Here is a 21,984-nt window from a genome sequence, read left to right as displayed (position 1 = left end):
TTTCGTGATCCTATCTCAACAGAGTTGTTTGTTGTGGTTGTTGTGCGTTCTGACAACCGCTTTTTATTGATTCAGGAGGTCACGAGAAACAGTCCCTGGTATTTTCCAGGGGGACGAGTGGAACCGGATGAAACCTTTACGGCGGCGGCGGCCCAACGGGAAACCCTAGAAGAAGCGGGAATTCCTATCATCGGTGGAAGGGATTTTAAGAATTCAGTTATTTCTGAAGTATTAACCCAGGTAGAAATTTACCCCTTACAGTTAATTATGCCCGAGAATTAGGGAGTCAATAGAAGATTCAGTTTTGTCAATTAAATCACCTTTAACTATCGGCTTCTTTATAGGCTCGAATCATCGCCTGTGTCCCTTGATTTTCCCCCAATCCTTGGTCTAATTTTTGGACAATTTTAAATAGATGATCTGCTAATTCAGTACCAGGTAAAGTGGGATCGGAATTGAGAGTTTCTTGAACAATTCTGAGGTCTTTGAGGATATGTTTAATCATAAAACCCGGTGCAAAATCACTATTAGCGACTTTTGATCCTAAATTTGATAAAGCCCAAGACCCGGCGGCTCCGGTACTACAAATTTCAACCACTAAATTTGGATCAATTCCTTGTTTTTCGGCTAATAATAGGGCTTCACAAATACCCACCATATTTAAAGAAGCTAAAACTTGATTACATAATTTGACGGCTTGACCACTCCCCACTTTGCCACAATAACGAATTGTTTTTCCCATGGTTTCTAACAGGGGTTTTACCGTTTCAAAGGTATTTTTATCCCCTCCGACCATAATGGTTAATGTGCCGTTTTTCGCTCCAATATCACCCCCAGAAACCGGAGCATCTAAGAATTTAATTTGATGGGATTCAAGCTGTTGAGAAATGCGGCGGGCGGCTTCTGAACCAATGGTACTAAAATCAATCACAATTGCCCCGGATTTGGCAAAATGAATCACACCTTTTTCGCCTAATATCACTGCTTCAACGTCAGGAATATCGCCAACACAGGTAAAAATAATATCAACATCCGTAACGGCTTCTTGAATAGAAAAAACAATATTAGCACCCGCTTCGGATGCTATTTTAACACCATGGCGATCGCTCGTTCGATTCCAAGCCTTAACAGAATATCCTGATGCTGCGAGGTTGGCGCCCATGAAACCACCCATCACTCCTAAACCTAAAAATGCTGTTTTCATTTCCCTATTTTATTAGCATAATTTGTGATTCTTTTTTTCTCCCAATTATAACACTTTATCCTGTTGTTTTTGGGCAATAATAATCGCTTTTTGAAAATCAAGTTTTGCTGCTTCTAAACTTTGAGTGACTTTCAGATTCAGTTTTCCGCATAAACGATAGAGTTTTGCGTTCAACTAATACCCAGCCTCTCCGCATTCTACCATGAACCAGCCAAAATTCAAAGTTTTGTTCTTGGGAAATCGCGATCGTGGCTTCTACATATTGTAGGTTTTGAGGGCTGCCATCGCTGCAATAATCACTAATGCGACCATCAGAACCCGTTGAGCATCATCTTCATGGGCGATGGGATAACCAAAATAGATTAAGATCCCATCCCCTAAATATCGGGCAATATAGCCCTCACCTGGTGATTCGGTTTGGGAGGTAATGGGGTAAACGTGTCGGTCTCAAACTCCGATGGTTTGCTATTCTGGAATAGAGGATGTAAAATTTGGGGTTGATTCACATTAAACTGATTTGAAATCCGAATATAGGGGGTTAACCAACTACTCCCCATAAAACTAAAGCCATAATAAGATATCAATAATTTAAGTTCAGTATATAAGGTTTATTGGTAAAAATGGGTATGAACACCGATTACAACAAACAGTGCTTAGAAAAGCTAATTTGGGCGATGCAGAAGCTCAAAATTGAGATGGATTATACAGAACTGCCTAAAATAGCAGAACTGATTGTACAAACAATGACCGGGCCTTGGCGCTATTTTCACACCCCGAATCATATTTTTGAGGTGGGGGGGGAAGATGACCCGATTGAAGTTTTAGCCGCCTTGTTTCATGATGTTGTCTATGTGCAGGTGGATCAGAGTGTTAATTTTAATTTGACCTATTATATTGCTCCTTTTGTGCGACAAGTGGGAGTACATTTAGTTATCCGTGATGCTGAGGAATTACCCCAGGATCAGATCTTTGAAATGGTCAGACAAATCTTTGATTTTGCTCCAGGTCAAACTCTATCCCCCATGACGGGACAGAATGAGTTTTTAAGTGCATTAGTTGCTAGTAAAGTATTAGAAGATTTGTTATCTTTAGAATTATTAGTACAAGTAGTAGCTTGTATTGAAGCGACTATTCCCTTTAGAACAAAAACAGAATTGGGAAGTAATAGTGATATTTTATATGGACGGTTACAGGATGTTTGTGAACGGTTTAATTTAAAATTAACCGATGATCAGTTAATTGAAACTATTAAACGTTCTGTGAGACTTTCTAATCGGGATGTGGGAAGTTTTGCCCATGAGAGTGCGGCAAAATTTTTAGACAATACCTGGAATTTATTACCGGAAACGAATCATTATCTCAAAAATTCCAGTTCCTATACCATTAATCAGTATCGGACAGCTTTGCAAAAAATGGAAGGGTTTATGAATTTTATTAAACCCGAAATTATTTTTCATCAGTTTAAAGGCTATCCTGATGATGCCACCTATAACAATCTAGTCGCGATGGCGAGAAAAAATATTGAGGTAGGGCGACTTTATTTGGTCAGTAAGTTGTTTACGATTGCTTTTTTAGAGGCGTTATCTTTACGATTTGGCCGGGTAATTCCGGTTTCAACTTTAATGGGTGAAATGCCCTCAGAAGGATTTTCTGCGGTTTCTTTAGTGGATTTTCTGCCCCCCATTCCCCACCCCCACCAACCGACAACGGACTTAGAAAAACTGGTTTTAACATTATTAGATGAAGGACGCACCCAAAGTTCATCCTATGATATTAAAAATTCTCCATTAACAACTTATATGGTCAAATGTTTAGGGTTTGATGAAATTATCCATCAACGCAACCGCGCCCAGGAATTTTTCCAAGATAAAATTGGTCATGAAGAATTTTTGGCAGGTTTTGATACGGATGTCAAAAAAGCTGTTACTGATGGAATTGTTCAGTTATTTGACTCTCGGAAAGCTGCTCTTTGTCAATCTTTATAAGAGGGAACAGGGAACAGGGAATAGGTAATAGGGCTTTATTTTTTATTGATCTTGAGAATGTTCTGAGGTATTTTCAATCATTTTGACAATGCCAATTCCGCCAAAATAAAGCCCTAATATAGCCCCAGCTAATAAACTTTGGGTGAGGGGGTCAGTGGATGGGGTTAACACAGCCCCTAATACGGCTCCTCCTAAAATAACATATCGCCAACCGGATAACATTGTCTGGGAAGATACAATTTTTAACCCGCCTAATATGGCTTGAATGACGGGAATTTGAAAGGCTATTCCAGTACAGAATAATAGGACTAAAACAAATTCAAAGTATTTTTCAATGGAAAAGAATTGTTCAACCACATCCGCCCCATAACTCACAAAAAAGTTCAATGCCGCTGGAATTAAAGCAATATAGGCAAAGCCTAAACCGAATAAAAATAAAACACTCGAACCTAATAAGGTGGGGACTAATAAACGGCGTTCTTTGCGAGTTAATCCGGGTAAAACAAACATCGTAATTTGATATAAAAGAAACGGAGTTGCGACGACCAACCCACTATAACCCGCTACTTTTAAGGAAACAAAGAAATATTCTCCAGGGGCGAGTTGAACAAATTTAATCCCCGATGCAGGACGTTGTAATAATTGTACAATCGGATTAACAAAAGCAAAGCAGCCAATAATCGCAATAAATACCGCAATTAGAGAATAAAAAATCCGTTGTCTTAATTCCTCTAAATGGTCGAAAAAACCCATTTCAACTTCATCGGGAATTTCATCTCCTTCATCGGTTATCGTTTTACTGACAGGAAGATACAATTGAGGTGGGGAGATTTGGGGTTCAGAGGATAACTGATTTTCCGTTTCTTCTTCCAATTCAGTGATCGAGTCCGAAGATATCAAATTAATAGGATCTACTGCGATAGATTCGGCGGAATTTCCAATTTCCTCACCTTCAATATCTGACTGTAAAGATTCAGAAACCGACTCAACCCCATCCATCACCGATGAGTTAATATCTTGAGAAATAGCATCAAGATTAGAGAGAGGAGAAGGAGAGTTAGGAGAATTTTGTTCGGGATTTTCCGGTAAAACGGGGTTTAAGTTGGAGTTAGATTCCGGTGTCTCCGAATTTGAGGGAGGCGTCATAATTGTCAGTAAGCGTTAAACTAGGGTTAGAAACTACCCAGTCTCAAGGGACGGGATTTTTGAAAACTCATCATAAATTTTTAGCCAACGTCTATTCTACTTTAGGATTTAAACGTTAGATTAGACAACCACCAGGCGGAAACCGAGATAAACAAAGATTGATGTTAATTTCCTCCAATTATTTTTTTATCTTGAATCTATGAAAATAATACAACGTTATTGTCTGCTATTTTTAGATATTTCAAAATATCTGAGTTCTGGTTTCACAAATCCCAGGGTTAATCAACTGATGCGCCGAACCCTTCCGATATTTCTATTCAGTCTGGTGGTGATTGGACTCTGGGGGTGGAGTCTAGTCCCTGGGGAGAAATTATCTTTTGGTCGTCCGGTTCTCACCGAACCTGTACCCACTTCCCAACAACAAATCATTCGCAGTATTAACGGAAATAATCCGATTACCAAGATGGAAAAAACATGGGAATTAGACTATGAAACCTATTTTGGGAGAAATCTAACCGATAGCAACCTACAGCCTCCTGATATTGCTAAAATCTTAACAGAAATTAGCCAAAAAACCCAAACCAAACACGCGGTTCTCTGGGTTGTTCCTGAACCCCAAGGATTAGTTTTAGCCTTAATTACCCCGGGAAAAGAACCTTTAGGTTTAATTCAACCCAATGTGCAAACCGCAACCTTAAAAGCTGAAGCGATTAATTTATTTCAAGAAATAACTAATCCTCGAAATTTACAAAATCAGTCCTATCTGGAATCGGCTCAACGACTTTATAGTGTGATTATTAAGCCCGTTGAAGCCCAATTAAAAGCAGAAAATATCGATACAATCTTGTTCTGTTTGGGTGATGGGTTAAGAACGCTCCCCCTAGCGGTTTTACATGATGGAGAACGTTTTTTAATTGAAAAATATGCCCTAACTAGAATTCCAGCTTTTAATTTGATGAATCTCAATTATGAAAGTGTAAAAGATGCTCTAGTTTTAGCTATGGGAGCCTCGGAATTTAAAAATCAAAATCCCTTACCTGCGGTTCCTTTTGAGTTATCTACAATTGTCAACTCCGATGGGATGAATGGGGTAATATTTCCGATGGGAAATCAGGAAAATCCAGGACAGTGGCCAGGGAATTTTTTTCTGAATCAAAAGTTTACTGTAGATAATTTAAGACAGCTATTATCCTTCAGTCCCTATAGAATTGTTCATCTGGCGACCCATGCAGAATTTAAACCTGGAAAACCTGGAAATTCCTATATTCAATTTTGGGATGAGCAGCTAAAATTAGATCAAATGGGTCAGTTTAATTGGAAAAATCCTCAAATTGAATTATTAGTTTTAAGTGCTTGTAAAACCGCCGTTGGAGATGAGGAGGCGGAATTAGGATTTGCGGGATTAGCTTTTCAGTCGGGGGTAAAAACAGCTTTAGCGAGTTTATGGTATGTGAGTGACACGGGAACTTTAGCCTTAATGAGCGAGTTTTATCAACAGTTAAAAACCGCTTCTACTAAAGCCCAAGCCTTGCAAAAAACTCAAATTCAGATGTTAAAAGGGAATGTTCGTTTGCAAAAGGGAGAATTATTATCATCCCGGGGTGAAGTGACCTTACCGCCTGAAATTGCCTCGGAGGGAAATGACAATCTTTCCCATCCCTATTATTGGGCGGCGTTTACATTAATTGGTAGTCCTTGGTAGAATAAAAAATCCTAATTGTGCCGGAATTAAGGTAAGGTAAGTTAGGTGAAAAATCTAAACCGAACCTATGTCTAAAACTGTATGGATAGCCCGCCATGGAAATCGGATTGATTTTGTCAATCCCGCTTGGTTTGATACCGCAGAACGACCTTATGACCCCCATTTATCCAAAGATGGTCAAATTCAAGCCCAACAATTAGCAAATCGTTTAGTGGGGGAAGGAATTACCCAAATTATTGCTTCTCCCTTTTTAAGAACCGTACAAACCGCCCATGCTGTGGCTAAAAAATTAGATTTACCGCTCAAATTAGATTGGGGTTTAGGAGAATGGTTAAACCCTGAATGGATGAGTTATCCTGAAACATTATCCCCAGAATTTTTAGCTCAAAAATTCCCTAAAATTGATTTATCTCATCCTCTGGGAGTTCCTAATTATCCTGAAACTTGGAAAGATTGTTTACAACGAACTGCTGAGACTTCCCAACGTTTGGTTAACACGTTTCCCGAGGATAATTTATTATTGGTTGGACATGGTGCTTCGGTATTGGGAACAGCCATGGGACTAATTCCCACCTTAGAAGAAATGGATATTAAAGCCTCTCTTTGTTGTTTAGTAAAAATTGTTCAAAATGGAGATGAATGGATACTAGAACTCAACGGAGATACCGCCCATCTGACTGAATTGGAAAATGTTTAAATTGCTATACTCTCCCTTTAACTTAAAGGAATTTTAATTATAAACTCCGTCCCAACTCCCGGTTGTGAATAGCAATTTAACTGGCCACAATGTTTTTCTACAACAATCTGATAGCTAATGGATAAACCTAATCCCGTACCCTTTTCTGGGGGCTTAGTGGTAAACAAATAATCAAAGATTTTGCTGCGTATTTCCTCCGACATTCCCAAACCATTATCTTTAATCCGAATACTAACATTATTTTGACTAGGGTCAACTTCTGTTTTAATTATAATTTGACTGGGATTGGCTTTAATTGCTTCCGAATTCCGCTTAAATCCTGCTTCTTCTAAGGCATCAATAGCATTAGCAATAATATTAATAAATACCTGATTTAGTTGTCCGGGGTAACAGGGTACTAAAGGTAAGTCTCCATAGTTTTTAATCACTTCTATGGGCAAAATTTTTTCATTTGCTTTTAACCGATATTTTAAAATTAATAAAGCACTATCAATCCCTTCATGCAGATTAGTTTCTTGTTTTGATGTATTATCAGTACGGGAAAAAGTTCTTAAAGAGACACTAATTTGACGAATCCTTTCTACCCCAACTTTCATGGATGAAATCACCTGGGGTAAGTCCTGGATTAAATACTCTAAATCCACCTCCTCCGCTAGAGTTGTAATCGCCGGATCTGGGGAGGGAGTTTGCTGTTGATAAAGTTGAAATATTGTCAACAAATCTTGAATATACCTTTCAGTATGATTGAGATTTCCATGGATAAAAGCCACGGGATTGTTAATTTCATGGGCGACTCCGGCTACTAATTGACCCAGGGTAGACATTTTTTCGCTTTGAATTAATTGGAGTTGAGTTTGTTGGAGGTTTTGTAATGCTTGTTTGAGTTCGGTAGTTCTGGCTTCAACCCGGGTTTCTAATTCTTGATTCAATCGTTGTAAAGTTTCTTCTAAACGGGTTTTTTCTTGAATTTTTTCTTCGAGTAATTGATTTTTACTAGCTAATGCTTTAGTCAAGTTTCGCAATTCTAAATGAACTTTCATTCGCGCTAATACTTCTTCTTTTTTAAAGGGTTTTGTGATATAATCAACAGCACCTAAACTTAAGCCTTTAACTTTCTGCTCGGTATTCCCTAGAGCCGTCATAAAAATGATCGGAATATCAGAGGTTGAAGGGTTAGTTTTGAGTCGAGAACAGGTTTCAAAGCCGTCAATTCCGGGCATCATAATATCCAGTAAAATTAAATCGGGAATGACGTATTCTGTTTTTTGCAGCGCACTTTCTCCATCTTGCGCGACCAAAACTTCCAGCCCGGCTTCATCTAAGACATTGAAGATTACCCCTAAATTGGTGGGGTTATCATCTACAATTAGGATGGTATTTCCTGAAAAAGATAAATTATTGGTCATAATTTTTTTCCTGGTTTTCAGTTATAAATTGAGTTGCACCTTGATAGTCTAATGGGTAAGAGAATAAGTACCCTTGCGCCCAAATACAGCCTAATTCTCGAAGAATTTTTGCTTGTTCTTGAGTTTCCACACCTTCTGCAATTACTTCCAAATTCAAACTTTTTCCTAACAATAGAATAGTTTCAATTAAGGTTGTATCATTGGGGTAATTGATTAAATCCTGCACAAAGGAACGATCAATCTTTAAGGTATTAATCGGTAAATCCCTCAGTAACCTGAGAGAAGAATAGCCTGTACAAAAATCATCAAGACATAAACCAACACCAATTTCTTCTAATAATTGAAAGTTGGAATTTGGCGTTTGGAATAAACAAAATTCAGTAATTTCTATACTTAAAGTATTTTTAGAAATACCCGTTTCTTTTAAAATTTTTGCCACCTGTTCCAATAAATTAATTTGCTGGAATTGGACGGAGGAAAAATTCACGTTCATTTTCAAAAGAAGGTCAGGAAATTGCTCTTGCCAAGCTTTTAACTGACTACAGGCTTCGCGTAAAATCCACCAGCCCAAAGGATTAATTAATCCGGTTTCTTCAGTCACAGAAATAAATTGATCCGGGGCAATCATACCTTGAGGATGTTTCCAACGAACTAAGGCTTCAACCGCTTTAATTTTTCCGGTTACCAGGGAAACAATTGGCTGATAATATAAGCAAAATTCCTGTTGCGGGATGGCTTTTCTTAAGTCTTGTTCTAATTGCAGCCGTGCAGTGACCTCCGCTTGCATCTGGGGATTGAAAATCTGATAACTACCACTACCAAACTTTTTGGCTCGATACATGGCAATATCTACATCTCTAAGAATATCCATCGGTTCCTGATAACCCATGGCACTCGAAGTTATACCGATACTAATTTCTATAATCATTTCATAGCCATTAAAACTAAAGGGAAACTTAAACTGTTCCAGGAGTTTTTCGGTCAGGGAAATTGGTGTTTCTGTATCAGCTAAAACGACAAATTCATCTCCCCCCATGCGGGTTGCCGTTTGAGGTGGCGTTAAACACTCTTGTATGCGATGGGCAACACATTTTAACAGTTCATCTCCAACTAAATGCCCCAAACTATCATTAATAATTTTAAAGCGATCTAAGTCCAAAAACAAAACCGAATAGCTTGAATCCGTAGCAATTAAATATTTTAATCGCTGCATCAACCAATCCCGATTGGGCAAGCCCGTTAAGGAATCATGCAAAGCATTATATTCTAATAAATCTTGACTTTTATACAGGTTTTCTAGGGTTTTAGACAGTTCAATCGTTCGTTCTTTCACTCGGATTTCTAATTTTTGATTGAGCCGTTGTACGTCTGCACGGGCTTTGGCGTGTTCATAGATTTCCTCGGATAAATGCTGGTTTTTTTGCTCGAGCATTTTAGTTAAACGTCGCAGTTCTAAATGGGTCTTGATTCTGGCTAAAACTTCTTCCTTTTGAAACGGTTTGGTAATATAATCAACGGCGCCTAAAGACAAACCTTTGATCACATAACTCGGTTGGGAAAGAGCGGTGATAAAAATGACAGGAATTTTAGAATTTAAGGGATTTTCTCTTAGGCGTTTATAGGTTTCAAATCCATCAATGCCCGGCATCATCACATCTAATAAAATTAAGTCGGGAGTCACATATTCAAGTTTTTGCAGCGCACTTTCTCCATCTTCAGCCACCAAGACTGTGAAATTCGCCTCGCTGAGAACATCCGTTAACACGCCTAAATTAGCCGGGATATCATCCACCACCAGAATTGTACCCGATTCAGGAATTAAATCTTTCATGAGTTGACCTCTTTATATTGATTGAGCATTTCTAATATTTTTTTCTCTTTAAACTCCCGTGCTAATTTTCGCAATTTTAACGCAAATTGTGAATATTGGGGAGCGGTTGCTTCGAGGATTTCTGTCTGTTTAATGATCTCTTTCAAATTTCCTCGCAACGCCAAATTAAACAGTTTATCTAAGACTTCGGATGGGGGAAGAATCAATTTATCCGAAGTGGGCGTAATCCCGGCAACTGTCAAGGATTCAGCTTGATAAATCCATTGAATTTGCAGGTGCAACGATAACTTATCTAACAGTTCTTCGGCTTGAACTGGTTTGGGCAAAAAATCAATAGCCCCCGCTTCTAGGCTTTGATTTTGATGTTCTTCAAACACACTTGCGGAAGAAACAATAATTTTGATATCTTTGACTTCTGGAATATTTTTCCAAGTTTTCATGAGTTGAAATCCATCCATTTCCGGCATAACTAAATCGGTGATTACTAAGTTGGGTTGATGCTGAATTGCTATTTTTAATCCTTCTTGACCATTGACTGCTTCAATCACTTCAAATCCAAGGGGCGTCAATAAATTAGCAATAACCGAGCGATTTTCCCAACGATCATCAATCACGAGAATTTTTTGGGTATTTCCTTGAAACCCAATAATTTTACCTTGATCATTTTTGGAAACCGTATTTACCCAGTCATTAGCTTCTGATACCTCTAAATCAAATCCAAAAATACTGCCCATTTGCAATTGACTGGTGACTTGAAGATTGCTACCCATCAGTTGAATAATTTTCTGACTAATAGCTAGTCCTAAGCCCGTACCTTCAGATCGAATCTGGCGAGATCCCACCTGTTCAAAGGGTAGAAATATTCTTTCAATTTCTTCGGGGTTAATCCCCACCCCTGTATCTTTAACCGTAAAGCGAATTTTGTAACTCACTTTATTAACAATATTAACCGTTTTTTCAATTAAAATAACGCTGAAACTAACTTCTCCAGTTTTCGTAAATTTAATCGCATTGCCAATCAAATTAATTAATACTTGTCGCAAGCGTTTTTCATCCGTATGAATGGCAATTGGCAAATCAGGATCGGGTTGATAGGAAAATTGGAGACTTTTTTGGGCGGCGCGAATCCGACAAATTTCAGCAACAGCTTGCAGAAAAGCCGGAAGGTGAAAATCCGTGGGGTAAAGCTCCATTTTTTGAGCTTCTATTTTTGAGAGATCAAGAATATCATTAATTAAAGTTAGAAGGTGGGAACCGCACTGGTAAATAATATCGACACTATTTTGTTCCCGTTCTTCTAATTTCGGGGAACGTTTGAGGATTTGGGCGTAGCCTAAAATTCCATTCAGAGGAGTTCGTAATTCGTGACTCATATTAGCTAGAAATTCGCTTTTGGCTTTGTTGGCATTTTCGGCGGCTTCTTTGGCGGCATAAATTTCTTGTTCGGCGCGTTTATATTCAGTAATATCTTCTACTGTGCCTTCATAGTAGATAATATTACCATTTGTATCATAAATTGCACCCGCATTTTCTGAAATCCAAACTATACTCCCATCGCGGCGATAAACTTGAGATTCAAAGTCGGTAATACTGCGGTGATCGCTAATTATTTGAATTAATTCATTCCAGCGATTGGGGTTAACATAGGGTTGCTTTTTAATATGGTTTAGGTCAGTAATCAATTCGGCTACAGAGTTGTAACCGTAAATTTGAGCAAGGGCCGGATTAGCATTCAGATATTGACCCGTTGGGGTAATTTGGAAAATCCCATTAATCGCATTTTCAAAAATACTACGATATTTTTTTTCAGCCACTTGCAATTCTTTTTCAAATGCTTGACGTTGTTGGCGGTTAATGACAAAGGCGATGAAAATACAAAGCACAACCCCTAATACTAACAATCCAAACCCAATAATTTGATATTTTCTATTCAATAACTGGTTAATCCGTTGTTCTAATAAATTATCTAATATAGGAAAGGCTGTATCATAAATTTTTAGTTGTGATTCTAGGGCATTTTCCGCTATTTGTTGATATTTTTTGGGAGACAAGTTGATAATCTGAGAATTAATAATTTCTTGGTTGAGTAAGTTAATAAAATTTTGAATATTCTTGAAGTTTGGGTCAATATTTGCCGATAGCTGCGGTTTAATTAGAGGATTAGTATTGGCTGAAACTTGCAAACCTCTGTTAACTTGTTGTAAAGGCGGTGCAATTAAACTCTGAATAATCAACAGTCTGGCTTGTTCACTTTCTGTCATCTTTTGTTTAGTGGTGATCTTGATCCCTAAATCTTTAGCTTGAGCCGTATTTTCCAGGGCTAAGGGCAGTTGATTAATAACGGCATCCATTAAATAGTAACTATCTAAAGAGGGATCAAGAATTAGATTAGAAATATCTCCGATATGATCAATTAAAGCTAAAATATCATTGATAATTGTTGTATGAATTTCCCAGCTTTTAGCTGGAGATAAATTAAATTTTTCTGCTTGTAAATTTTTCCAGTTGTCCTTGATAGAAGTTTTAATTTCTATCCATTGGGGGCTAACTTTTAGTTGGGGTGCTAACTGCCGTTCGACTGTATTAAGGTTTTGGATTGCGGTTTCAATCTTTTCTCCTTGGGTGATGATTTCTGGAGCTAAAGATTTATTCCCATTAAAATACCGCTCAACTTGGGTGCGGTGATTAATCATACTGACTAGCAAATTTTTTAAGGGATAATTATAAGCCAAACCTTGTTTTTCTTTTTGGGCAAATTCAATTTTATTATCAATTTCCGCAATTAATTGATAAACGACCAAAGCAAAGGGGAAAATAAAAATTAAAAGCAATGTACTTAAATTGATAGTCTCTGCTAGGCGTTGATAGAAGGGTTTATTCATGATCTAATGGGATGGGATAATGATCAAATGATCAATTGAGACTTGTTGAGAATTTTCCCTGGTACCATAGTGCTGCGCATTACAGTTAGGACACTTTTAAGTCCTGAAACCCTTTTAATGCTTACTGTTCCGGTATTCTGGTGTTCCGGTGTTCTAAGAGTGCGTAGTGCTATAGGTTAATATCAATTTATGCTATCTTGAGCAAAAAGTCCATGGTATTGGAAAGGCAAGTCCAGTTAATGTCGTCTTGATTACATTAGGGCATCAAAAATTAGATGTTATAGAACAGGATCATATTGATAAAATACCTAAAAGTCTATTGCCTCTTGCCTTTTATAAGAAAATTTTTAACACAAGTTTAATAGGATTACTCTATATGTCTCTCACGGAAGAAATTTTATCTCAAATTCATGGAAATCCTTTCAAGAGTCTACAAAAAGTAGATGAACTTTGGACGGAGTTAAAAAACAATACTCTCCCCCTTCCTCATACCATTAAACAGGATGATCAATCCTTGGAAAGTCTGGATTATGATGTAGTTATTTGTGGGGGAACTCTGGGAATTTTAATCGGTGCTACCTTAGTGATGAAAGGGTGGCGAGTGGCATTAATTGAACGGGGAAAACTCCAAGGACGGGAACAGGAATGGAATATTTCCAGGAAGGAATTAGAGGTTTTTATCGAATTAAATTTATTATCAGAAGTAGAATTAAAAACAGCGATCTCTACGGAATATAACCCCGCTCGTTTAAGTTTTCCTAATAGTGATGATATTTGGGTTAAAAATGTTCTTAATATTGGAGTTGACCCAGTTTATTTATTAGAAACACTCAAAACTAAATTTTTAGAAGCCGGAGGAATATTATTAGAAAATACGGCTTATCAAGGATCTATTATTCATCCTAATGGGGTAGAAATCGTTAACTCCTCTCACCTTGTAGCAGAGGGGTCAGAAACGATCAAAACCCGTTTATTAATAGATGCAATGGGTCATTTTTCCCCCCTAGTTCGACAAGCTAGACAAGGAAAAAAACCCGATGCGGTTTGTTTAGTGGTGGGAACCTGTGCGACGGGATATCCTAATAATCAAACGGGGGATATTTTTGCCTCATTTACTCCCTTAAAAAATCAATGTCAATATTTTTGGGAAGCGTTTCCAGCCAGGGATGGAAGAACAACTTATTTATTTACTTATTTAGATGCTAACCCCCAACGGTTTAGTTTAGAATCTTTGTTTGAAGACTATTTTAAACTTTTACCCGAATATCAACAGATTGAGTTAAATCAATTAACCTTTAAACGGGCGTTATTTGGTTTCTTTCCCTGTTATAAAGATAGTCCGTTAAAAATGCCCTGGAATCGTGTTTTGGCGGTGGGGGATAGTAGCGGAAATCAATCTCCTTTAAGTTTTGGGGGATTTGGGGCGATGGTACGTCACTTACAACGGTTAACGGATGGAATTGATCACGCCTTAACCACCGATCAATTAAGTCAAAATGCCTTATCTTTATTGCAACCCTATCAGCCCAGTTTGTCCGTAACTTGGTTATTTCAAAGGTCGATGAGTGTGGGAATTCAACAAACAATTAACCCCGAACAAATTAATCAATTATTAACTACCGTATTTCAAGGAATGGAACAATTGGGAGAACCAATTTTAAAGCCATTTTTACAAGATGTGGTACAGTTTTCTGCTTTAACTAAAACCCTATCAAAAACAGCAATGACTCATCCTGATTTAATTTTTAAAATTATTCCCCAGGTGGGGTTAATGAGTTTAATTGATTGGACAATTCACTACTGGAATTTGGGGCTTTATACGGGTTTATATCCTTTAGGAAAAACCCTAGAACCCATGTTTAAGAAATTACCCCTTTCTTCTCAATACTATTATTATCGTTGGTTAGAGGCTTGGAAATATGGTTCGGGACAGGATTATGAGTAGGAGTAATTCATGAATATCAGTGTCAACTTAACGCCAAAAGCCTTGAAATAAATTTCAGGCTAAAAGCCCAAACCCGTTAAAACGGGTTAATAAAGACCAGTGTTGAGTCATCTTTAGATGCCGATCGCTTTTAGCCCGAACTTGAGTTCAGGGCATTAATTATTTAAGTTAACACCAATGATTCAGGAATTACCCCTACATCTAAAATGAGTTAAATAACTCCTAAACTGGATAATCCTAAAATCACACCCGCCCCTAAAACATGACCAAAACTTGTGGTTGCTAAAACCGCAGGTAAGCCAAAACCACCAAACAGATTGGGTGAGGGTAATTGAGGGCCAGCATTAGGCTGTTGGATGGAGAATTTACCAATGGCGATCGCCACAATATTACACACAATCATCACAATAGCGATGGTAGGACTCCAGGCGTGAGTAACGGGGGTAGCGACGGTGGCGGCTAACAACATCATGGAATGATCTCCTAAAATTTTTTAAACTGTACTCAAGGAAAATTAATCGTTATAGCTAAGATGTTGTACCAAACAAAGGCAATTGATTTTCGCCCTTGTAGCAATACTTAACATTTTTCGACTAAAATTGCTATCCTAGTTGAAAGAAACAGCCCAACTCACCAAACCCCCAATTTTAATATGACTGAACCGCAAACCCGCATCTGTATCCTTGGTGGAGGCTTTGGTGGACTGTACACCGCCTTACGTTTGAGTCAACTTCCTTGGCAAAAATCGGAACAACCGGAAATTGTTCTGGTGGATCAAAATGACCATTTTTTGTTTTTACCTCTGCTGTATGAATTGCTGACCAATGAACTGCAAACCTGGGAAATTGCTCCCGCATTTGAAGACCTATTAAAAGATACTAAGGTGCAATTTTGTCAAGGAGTGGTTAGTGAAATTGAGATCGATAGTAAACAGGTTAAACTAGAAGATAATACCGTTATTTCCTATGATTATTTGGTTTTGGCAATGGGAGGAGAAACACCTTTAGATTTAGTTCCTGGGGCGAAAGAATATGCCATTCCCTTCCGAACTATTGCCGATGCTTATCGTTTAGAAGAACAGTTGCGACGATTAGAAACCTTAGATCAAGATAAAATTAGAATAGCCATTGTAGGTGGCGGTTATAGTGGGGTGGAACTCGCCTGTAAATTAGCTGATCGCCTGGGAACAAAAGGACGGATTAGAATTATTGAACAAGCGGAAGAAATCTTAAAAACCTCTCCTGAATTTAATCAAGAATCGGCTAGAAATGCCTTATTAAATCGCCAGGTTTGGATCGATTTAGAAACCACTGTGGCGACGGTTGCAGGAAATAAAATTTCCCTAGAATATCGAGGTGAAATTGATGAAATTCCAGTGGATTTAGTGTTATGGACGGTGGGAACCCAGGTATCTCCGGTGGTGCGATCACTGCCTTTAAAACACAATCAACGGGGTCAAATTGTCACCACATCAACCTTACAAGTAATTGATCATCCTGAAATTTTTGCATTAGGAGATTTAGCAGAATCTCAAGACGCTGATGGTCAAAAAGTTCCGACCACAGCCCAAGCCGCTTTTCAACAAGCCGATTATACCGGATGGAATCTTTGGGCGTTATTAACAGGAAGACCCTTATTACCCTTCCGATATATTAATTTAGGGGAAATAATGACATTAGGAACTGATAACGCCACCTTAACAGGTTTAGGGATCAAATTAGACGGTCAATTTGCCCATTTAACCCGTCGTTTAATCTATTTATATCGCTTCCCCACCTTTGACCATCAAATTCGGGTGGCGTTTAATTGGATAACCCGACCCTTGCAGGATTTATTAATTTCAATTGATCAAAAAATGGAAGATAGAGAATAAGTATCAAGTCTCCACTGTTAACCTGACTTTTGACTCACTAATTATGACTAACCCGCAAAATTCTACAATTGAAAAACCCCGTGTCATTTTTTTAGATGCCGTTGGGACGTTATTTGGTGTGCGTCAGAGTGTGGGGGAAGCCTACCGTATCATAGCAAAACAATTTGGGGTCAATGCTGAAGCTGAAATTTTGGATAAAGTGTTTTTTAACTGTTTTTTAGCGGCTCCGAGTATGGCATTTCCGGGGGTTGATCCCAGTGAAATTCCCCCCTTAGAATTTGAATGGTGGAAAGCGATCGCTGAACAAACCTTTAAAACCGTTGGACTCTATAATAACTTTACAGATTTTTCTGCCTTCTTTCAAGCTCTATATCATTATTTTGAAACCGAAAAACCTTGGTTTGTTTATCCCGATGTTCTCCCTAAATTAAAAGATTGGCAAGAGCAAGGGATAGAATTAGGAGTATTATCTAATTTTGATTCCCGATTATATCCAGTTTTAGATGCTTTAAATTTAGCTGAATTTTTTCAAAGCGTTACCATTTCCACAGAAGTAGGAGCCGCCAAACCCAGTTCGGAAATCTTCCAAATTGCCTTAACCAAACATCAATGTTTACCCCAAGAGACTTGGCATATTGGTGATAGTTTTAAAGCCGATTATCAAGGTGCAAAAGCCCTAGGAATACGAGGCATTTTAGTCCATCGAGACGAATCCCCAAAAGGGATTTTAGATGAATTTGAAAGTTTAGAACAAATTCCGATATTCTAAAGTAGAGACGAGCCACGGCGCGTCTATCTACAGGACAAAAGTAGAGACGAGCCACGGCGGCGCGTCTGTCTACAGGACACAGGAGTTACAAAAACAGTGGAGCACCCTCGGAAACCCCCAGAAGAACCCCGTTCATTGCCGGACTGTTCATGGCCCCTGTGGCCCGTTGTCCCCATTTATCCCTACGGTCAGCGACGCACCATCCGCCGGGAAGTCATTCCCCATACCCTTTGGACATTTGAGCAGGTGCAGGGGATTCTGTATGTGGTGGTGCCCATTCGGATGACCGTGGTAAAACTGGAACAGGGGGGTTTGTTAGTGTATGCTCCCGTGGCTCCCACCTCCGAATGTCTGAATTTAATCAGAGAATTAATCGTAGAATATGGCGATGTAAAATATATTATTCTACCTACGATTTCAGGAGTTGAACATAAGGTATTTGTTGGCCCCTTTGCCCGAAAATTTCCCAACGCCCAAGTTTTTGTTGCCCCCGGACAGTGGAGTTTTCCGATTAATTTACCCCTAAGTTGGTTAGGTTTACCTGCAAAACGCACCCATATTCTGCCCCAGGATAGTCGCAATACACCCTTTGCCGATGAATTTGACTATAAAATTCTCGGCCCTTTAGCATTAGGAATTGGGCAGTTTGCCGAGGTAGTTTTTTTACATAAGCGATCGCATACCCTATTAGTAACCGATACCATTGTTTCCATTCCTAACACTCCTCCAGCGATTGTACAACTCGATCCCTATCCCCTACTATTCCACGCCAAAGATGATACTTTTCATAAAGTAGAAGATACAGAAATCACCCGTCGCCGAGGATGGCAGAGAATCTCGTTATTTTCCTTTTATTTTCGTCCGAGTGTTTTAGATACGATAGAGTTGGGGGATGCGGTGCGGGAATCGTGGCAAGCACCCGACCGTTCTAAAAAAGCCTATTTTGGAATTTATCCGTTTAAATGGAAACCCAATTGGCAAGAAACCTTTGAAGCATTAAGCAGAAATGGGCAGTTATTTGTGGCTCCCATTTTACAAACTTTAATTTTAAATCGCGCCCCAGAAGAAACCTTAAATTGGGCAAATCAAGTTTCTAAATGGGAGTTTAACCGGATTATTCCTTGTCATTTTGATTCCCCGATTATGGCAACACCGGAGCAATTTCGCCAGGCATTTAGTTTTTTAGAAAAAAATAGTCATTATGATTTATTGCCCGAATCAGAGTTTGAGTTACTGTTAGAAATTAATCATCTTTTAAATAAATTTAAGATTACACCACCCTCTAAACCTAAAGTTTAAGGAGAAAAACCCCAAGAACTTCGGCCATCTCCAGGGTTTGGGGGTTTGGATGACTTAATATTTTGTGATCATAATTGGGAACACTGGGCATCCCCATTACCCATTACCCTGTTACTGAGCGAAGTCGAAGTATTACCCATTACCCATTCGTAATTCGTAATTCCCCATTCCCCATTCCCCGACTGCCAATGAGTTTGAAGGTTGATCCCAACCAAAAAAGAAAGCCACAGTCACTAAAGAATAGTGGCTGTGGCTAGATCAGTTATCAGTTATCAGTTATTTTTGATTATAACAGCGATCGCAAAATTTTTCTACCCCCTGGGATAAATATTCTGGCGGGCGTCGGACTCGATAACCTCAAGGACGGCAAAAGGTAATGGAAACTGGCAAGAAAGACCAGGAGAAAATTCCCTACCCTTGAGGGTAAATCCCGAACCAGAATCTGGCTGAAGCAAAATTAAAAAAACGTTACAGTATAGGTAAAGTTGCAGAAAAACTCCCACAATCAAGGAAGTACAGAGCCTCTGTTGTCTTCCTCAAGAGAATTTTCCAGTTTCGATGTCCTAAAAAAATGAGATGTGATTTATGTTCAAAAAACTTTTAAAACCCTTAGCTATCTTTAGCTTAGTTGCTGTTTTATTTTTTAGTCAAGTCGATGGTGTATTAGCCGCTAGAAGCGGGGGACGCATCGGGGGAGGCTCCTTTAGATCCTCTCCCAGTCGTAGCTATAGTCCCAGTCCTGGCCGTTCTGGAGGGGGGTACTACGGCGGAGGCGGTTTTGGATTTCCTTTCCTCATCCCCTTCTTTGGCTTTGGTGGGGGTGGGTTATTTTCCCTCCTAATTTTTATGGCGCTCGCCGGGTTCATCTTCAATAGTATCCGGTCGGCCATCGGACAAGGACAGGATGAACCGGGATATGGCAGTAACCCGACGGTTTCTGTGGCCCGTTTACAAGTGGGGTTACTGGCCCAAGCTCGAAATTTACAAGGGGATTTAGACCGCATGGCCCAAACCGCCGATACGGGTTCCGCCGCCGGTCGCGCCCAAGTTTTGCAGGAAGCCACCTTAGCCCTGTTACGCCATCCTGAATATTGGGCCTATGGGTCTGCGGAGTCGGAACAAACGGGCATGAATTCGGCTGAAGCTAAATTCAATCAATGGGCTTTAGCCGAACGGAGTAAATTTGCTGAAGAAACCCTGTCTAATGTTAATAATCAGTTAATTGGTGGGGTAGCCCCTTCTTTGCCGGGAAATCAGGGAACCTTAGTCAGTCAAACGGGAGATTTAACCACCACGGACAACGAATATATTGTGGTGACATTGGTGGTAGGAACTTTGGGAAAAATTCAACTTCCTAAAGTGAATAGTCCTGAAACATTACGTCAAGCATTAAGTCGTTTAGGTTCCGTTGGTAGTGAACAATTATTGGCTGTAGAAATTCTCTGGACACCTCAAGCTAGTGGGGATACCCTCAGCACCGACGATATGTTGGCTTATTATCCTGATTTAACCTTGGTTTAAGCTTTCGGGTGGCGTAAGCCACCTTTTTAAGTCTTAAATAATATAGCAATCCTAAATAGGTTGTAACATTTTAATACTGATATGAAAGAGCTAGAAGTATTATTTCTGTTCCCTGTTCCCTGTTCCCTTGCCATCTCTAGCACTAATTTAAGGATTTCATATTAGAATTTACAATTGTAGAGATATTCATATTTATTATGTAGATAATGAAGAAACGGATCGATTTTCAAAGGGGAACCCGTGACCTGTTCAATTAATTCCTGGGTTGTGAATTTTCGGCCATGTTGATGAATATTTTGTTGCAACCATTCTAACAGCCGCTTCACACTGCCCCGTTCAATTTCAAAGGGAATTTCAGGATCGAGATGTATAGCAGTATTATAAATTTGAGCCGCCATTAAATTCCCTAACGTATAACTCTGGAACATTCCACCAATTAATCCAATATACCAGTGCACATCCTGTAAAACCCCTTCCAAATCTGTTTTCGGAATAACACCTAAATCATTTCTATACCGTTCATTCCAAGCTTCTGGTAAATCGGAAATGGCTAATTTTCCCTCCAACATCGCTAACTCTAAATCAAAGCGAATCATAATATGTAAATTGTAAGTAACTTCATCTGCATCGGTACGAATTAAAGAGGGAGTTACCTGATTAATGGCTTGATAAAATTGATTTGTTGTTACCTGTCCTAACTGCCGCATAAACACCCCCTGTAATCGAGGATAACACCATTCCCAAAACCCTCGACTGCGACCGATGACATTTTCCCATAAACGAGCTTGACTTTCATGCAAACCCGAGGAAGCCCCCCCCGCTAAAGGAGTTCCTTCTAACTCCGGTGCAATTCCTTGTTCATAGAGGGCATGACCCGCTTCATGAATGGTACTAAATAGGGCCTGTCCCAGATGGTGTTCATAAACACGGGTGGTAATCCTCACGTCATTAATTGAGAATTTCGTCATAAACGGATGCAGTGTTTTGTCTTGGCGTCCTCGATTTAAGTCATAACCCAAAGCCTGAATTACCCCAAGACTAAACTTGATTTGTTCTTTAGGAGAGAAATCTTGATGTAAACAAGAGTTATTTAACGGAACACAATTGCCGAGAGTTTCCACGATCATCACTAATTGCTCACGCAGAGGTTCAAATAGCGATCGCACCTTCGCCACCGTCATCCCCTGATCCTGTTGATCAATTAAAGGATCGGCAATGTGTTCATACCAGGGGAAACATCTGGCATATTCCTGACTCAATTCTAAAGTGGTTTTTAAATAAGGCTGAACAATAGCAAAACTTTGGGCTTCCCTTGCTTTAGCCCAGGCATCATAGCAGGCGGATTGATGCTGGGATATCTGTGCCATCAGTTTTGAAGGAACCTGCACCGCCCGCTGATAATCTCGACGGGTGACCCGGATTAAACTGGCTTCGAGGGAGGAATAGGGACGGTTAGCCTCCTCAGTCCGTAAATCCTCTAAAAGTTCTCCCAAAACGGGATCAATGAATTTTTCATGGGCGAGGCGGCGTAAGGTCGCCATTTGTCGCCCCCTGGCCTGAGCACCACCAGGTGGCATATAGGTGGCTTGATCCCAATGCAATAGGGAAATTGCCGATTTAATATCGTTAATTTCCGTGAGGCGATTAAGCAGTTCTGTGAATTTGGGGTTCGGAGAGGAAGAAACGGACATGAGGAAACGCAGGGGGAGCAGGGGAGGTAGGGG

At 39.4% G+C, this 21,984-nt stretch carries 17 protein-coding genes; 9 read left to right on the top strand and 8 right to left on the bottom strand.

The features are described from left to right. Positions 1 to 33 precede the first annotated feature (33 nt). Complete coding sequence (locus PL11201_RS09760; protein ID WP_159451523.1) at positions 34 to 282, top strand: NUDIX hydrolase; 249 nt, start codon at positions 34 to 36, stop codon at positions 280 to 282. 40 nt (positions 283 to 322) lie between these two features. On the opposite strand, the gene PL11201_RS09755 is transcribed toward PL11201_RS09760, so the two are convergent. Continuing rightward, the gene (locus PL11201_RS09755; RefSeq protein ID WP_079678399.1) at positions 323 to 1,204 is read right to left on the bottom strand and encodes an NAD(P)-dependent oxidoreductase; all 882 of its coding nucleotides are present in this window, start codon (positions 1,202 to 1,204) and stop codon (positions 323 to 325) included. A gap of 45 nt (positions 1,205 to 1,249) precedes the next feature. Next, a complete protein-coding gene (locus PL11201_RS27305; protein WP_255377581.1) occupies positions 1,250 to 1,378 on the bottom strand; it encodes a hypothetical protein in 129 nt (42 codons plus the stop codon). Between the two features lie 446 nt (positions 1,379 to 1,824). On the opposite strand from PL11201_RS27305, the gene PL11201_RS09745 reads away from it, so the two are divergent. Continuing rightward, positions 1,825 to 3,189: a hypothetical protein gene (locus tag PL11201_RS09745; RefSeq protein ID WP_079678397.1), complete on the top strand. Its 1,365-nt coding sequence runs from the start codon at positions 1,825 to 1,827 to the stop codon at positions 3,187 to 3,189. 42 nt (positions 3,190 to 3,231) lie between these two features. Here the strand turns inward: PL11201_RS09745 and tatC are convergent, their stop codons facing one another. Beyond that, a complete protein-coding gene (gene tatC / locus PL11201_RS09740; protein WP_234996662.1) occupies positions 3,232 to 4,020 on the bottom strand; it encodes a twin-arginine translocase subunit TatC in 789 nt (262 codons plus the stop codon). A 514-nt stretch (positions 4,021 to 4,534) separates the two neighbouring features. Between tatC and PL11201_RS09735 the strand changes: the two genes are divergently transcribed. After that, positions 4,535 to 6,037 (top strand): CHAT domain-containing protein, encoded by a 1,503-nt coding sequence (locus tag PL11201_RS09735; RefSeq protein WP_234996657.1) that lies wholly within the window; start codon positions 4,535 to 4,537, stop codon positions 6,035 to 6,037. Between the two features lie 67 nt (positions 6,038 to 6,104). After that, on the top strand, positions 6,105 to 6,734 hold the full coding sequence (locus tag PL11201_RS09730) for a histidine phosphatase family protein (RefSeq protein ID WP_079678396.1): 630 nt from the start codon (positions 6,105 to 6,107) through the stop codon (positions 6,732 to 6,734). A gap of 17 nt (positions 6,735 to 6,751) precedes the next feature. Here PL11201_RS09730 and PL11201_RS09725 read toward each other — a convergent pair whose 3' ends face one another. The 3 genes from PL11201_RS09725 to PL11201_RS09715 are packed head-to-tail and all read right to left on the bottom strand — an operon-like array spanning position 6,752 to position 12,853. Next, on the bottom strand, positions 6,752 to 8,140 hold the full coding sequence (locus tag PL11201_RS09725; protein ID WP_079678395.1) for a hybrid sensor histidine kinase/response regulator: 1,389 nt from the start codon (positions 8,138 to 8,140) through the stop codon (positions 6,752 to 6,754). Then, on the bottom strand, positions 8,130 to 9,971 hold the full coding sequence (locus PL11201_RS09720; protein ID WP_079678394.1) for a two-component system response regulator: 1,842 nt from the start codon (positions 9,969 to 9,971) through the stop codon (positions 8,130 to 8,132). The genes PL11201_RS09725 and PL11201_RS09720 overlap by 11 nt, the downstream gene beginning before the upstream one ends. Next, positions 9,968 to 12,853 carry a PAS domain-containing hybrid sensor histidine kinase/response regulator gene (locus PL11201_RS09715; protein WP_079678393.1) on the bottom strand — a complete coding sequence of 962 codons (2,886 nt, stop codon included), beginning with the start codon at positions 12,851 to 12,853 and terminating at the stop codon, positions 9,968 to 9,970. Before PL11201_RS09715 ends, PL11201_RS09720 begins: the two co-directional genes overlap by 4 nt. A gap of 376 nt (positions 12,854 to 13,229) precedes the next feature. On the opposite strand from PL11201_RS09715, the gene PL11201_RS09710 reads away from it, so the two are divergent. Further along, positions 13,230 to 14,798: an NAD(P)/FAD-dependent oxidoreductase gene (locus PL11201_RS09710; RefSeq protein ID WP_079678392.1), complete on the top strand. Its 1,569-nt coding sequence runs from the start codon at positions 13,230 to 13,232 to the stop codon at positions 14,796 to 14,798. A gap of 211 nt (positions 14,799 to 15,009) precedes the next feature. Here PL11201_RS09710 and psaK read toward each other — a convergent pair whose 3' ends face one another. Continuing rightward, positions 15,010 to 15,267 carry a photosystem I reaction center subunit PsaK gene (gene psaK, locus PL11201_RS09705; RefSeq protein ID WP_079678492.1) on the bottom strand — a complete coding sequence of 86 codons (258 nt, stop codon included), beginning with the start codon at positions 15,265 to 15,267 and terminating at the stop codon, positions 15,010 to 15,012. Positions 15,268 to 15,450: 183 nt separating this feature from the next. On the opposite strand from psaK, the gene PL11201_RS09700 reads away from it, so the two are divergent. From PL11201_RS09700 to PL11201_RS09685, 4 genes are all read left to right on the top strand, one after another. Then, positions 15,451 to 16,671 carry an NAD(P)/FAD-dependent oxidoreductase gene (locus PL11201_RS09700; RefSeq protein WP_079678391.1) on the top strand — a complete coding sequence of 407 codons (1,221 nt, stop codon included), beginning with the start codon at positions 15,451 to 15,453 and terminating at the stop codon, positions 16,669 to 16,671. A gap of 43 nt (positions 16,672 to 16,714) precedes the next feature. Then, complete coding sequence (locus PL11201_RS09695; RefSeq protein WP_079678390.1) at positions 16,715 to 17,440, top strand: HAD-IA family hydrolase; 726 nt, start codon at positions 16,715 to 16,717, stop codon at positions 17,438 to 17,440. Between the two features lie 96 nt (positions 17,441 to 17,536). Then, complete coding sequence (locus tag PL11201_RS09690) at positions 17,537 to 18,739, top strand: DUF4336 domain-containing protein (RefSeq protein ID WP_079678389.1); 1,203 nt, start codon at positions 17,537 to 17,539, stop codon at positions 18,737 to 18,739. Positions 18,740 to 19,324: 585 nt separating this feature from the next. Further along, on the top strand, positions 19,325 to 20,260 hold the full coding sequence (locus PL11201_RS09685; RefSeq protein WP_079678388.1) for a DUF1517 domain-containing protein: 936 nt from the start codon (positions 19,325 to 19,327) through the stop codon (positions 20,258 to 20,260). Between the two features lie 161 nt (positions 20,261 to 20,421). On the opposite strand, the gene PL11201_RS09680 is transcribed toward PL11201_RS09685, so the two are convergent. Beyond that, positions 20,422 to 21,951 carry a carboxypeptidase M32 gene (locus tag PL11201_RS09680; protein WP_079678491.1) on the bottom strand — a complete coding sequence of 510 codons (1,530 nt, stop codon included), beginning with the start codon at positions 21,949 to 21,951 and terminating at the stop codon, positions 20,422 to 20,424. Positions 21,952 to 21,984 lie beyond the last annotated feature (33 nt).

Source organism: Planktothrix sp. PCC 11201, assembly GCF_900009135.1.
In the GTDB taxonomy this organism is placed as follows: Bacteria; Cyanobacteriota; Cyanobacteriia; order Cyanobacteriales; family Microcoleaceae; genus Planktothrix.
This window is presented reverse-complemented; position numbering and strand designations above follow the sequence as displayed.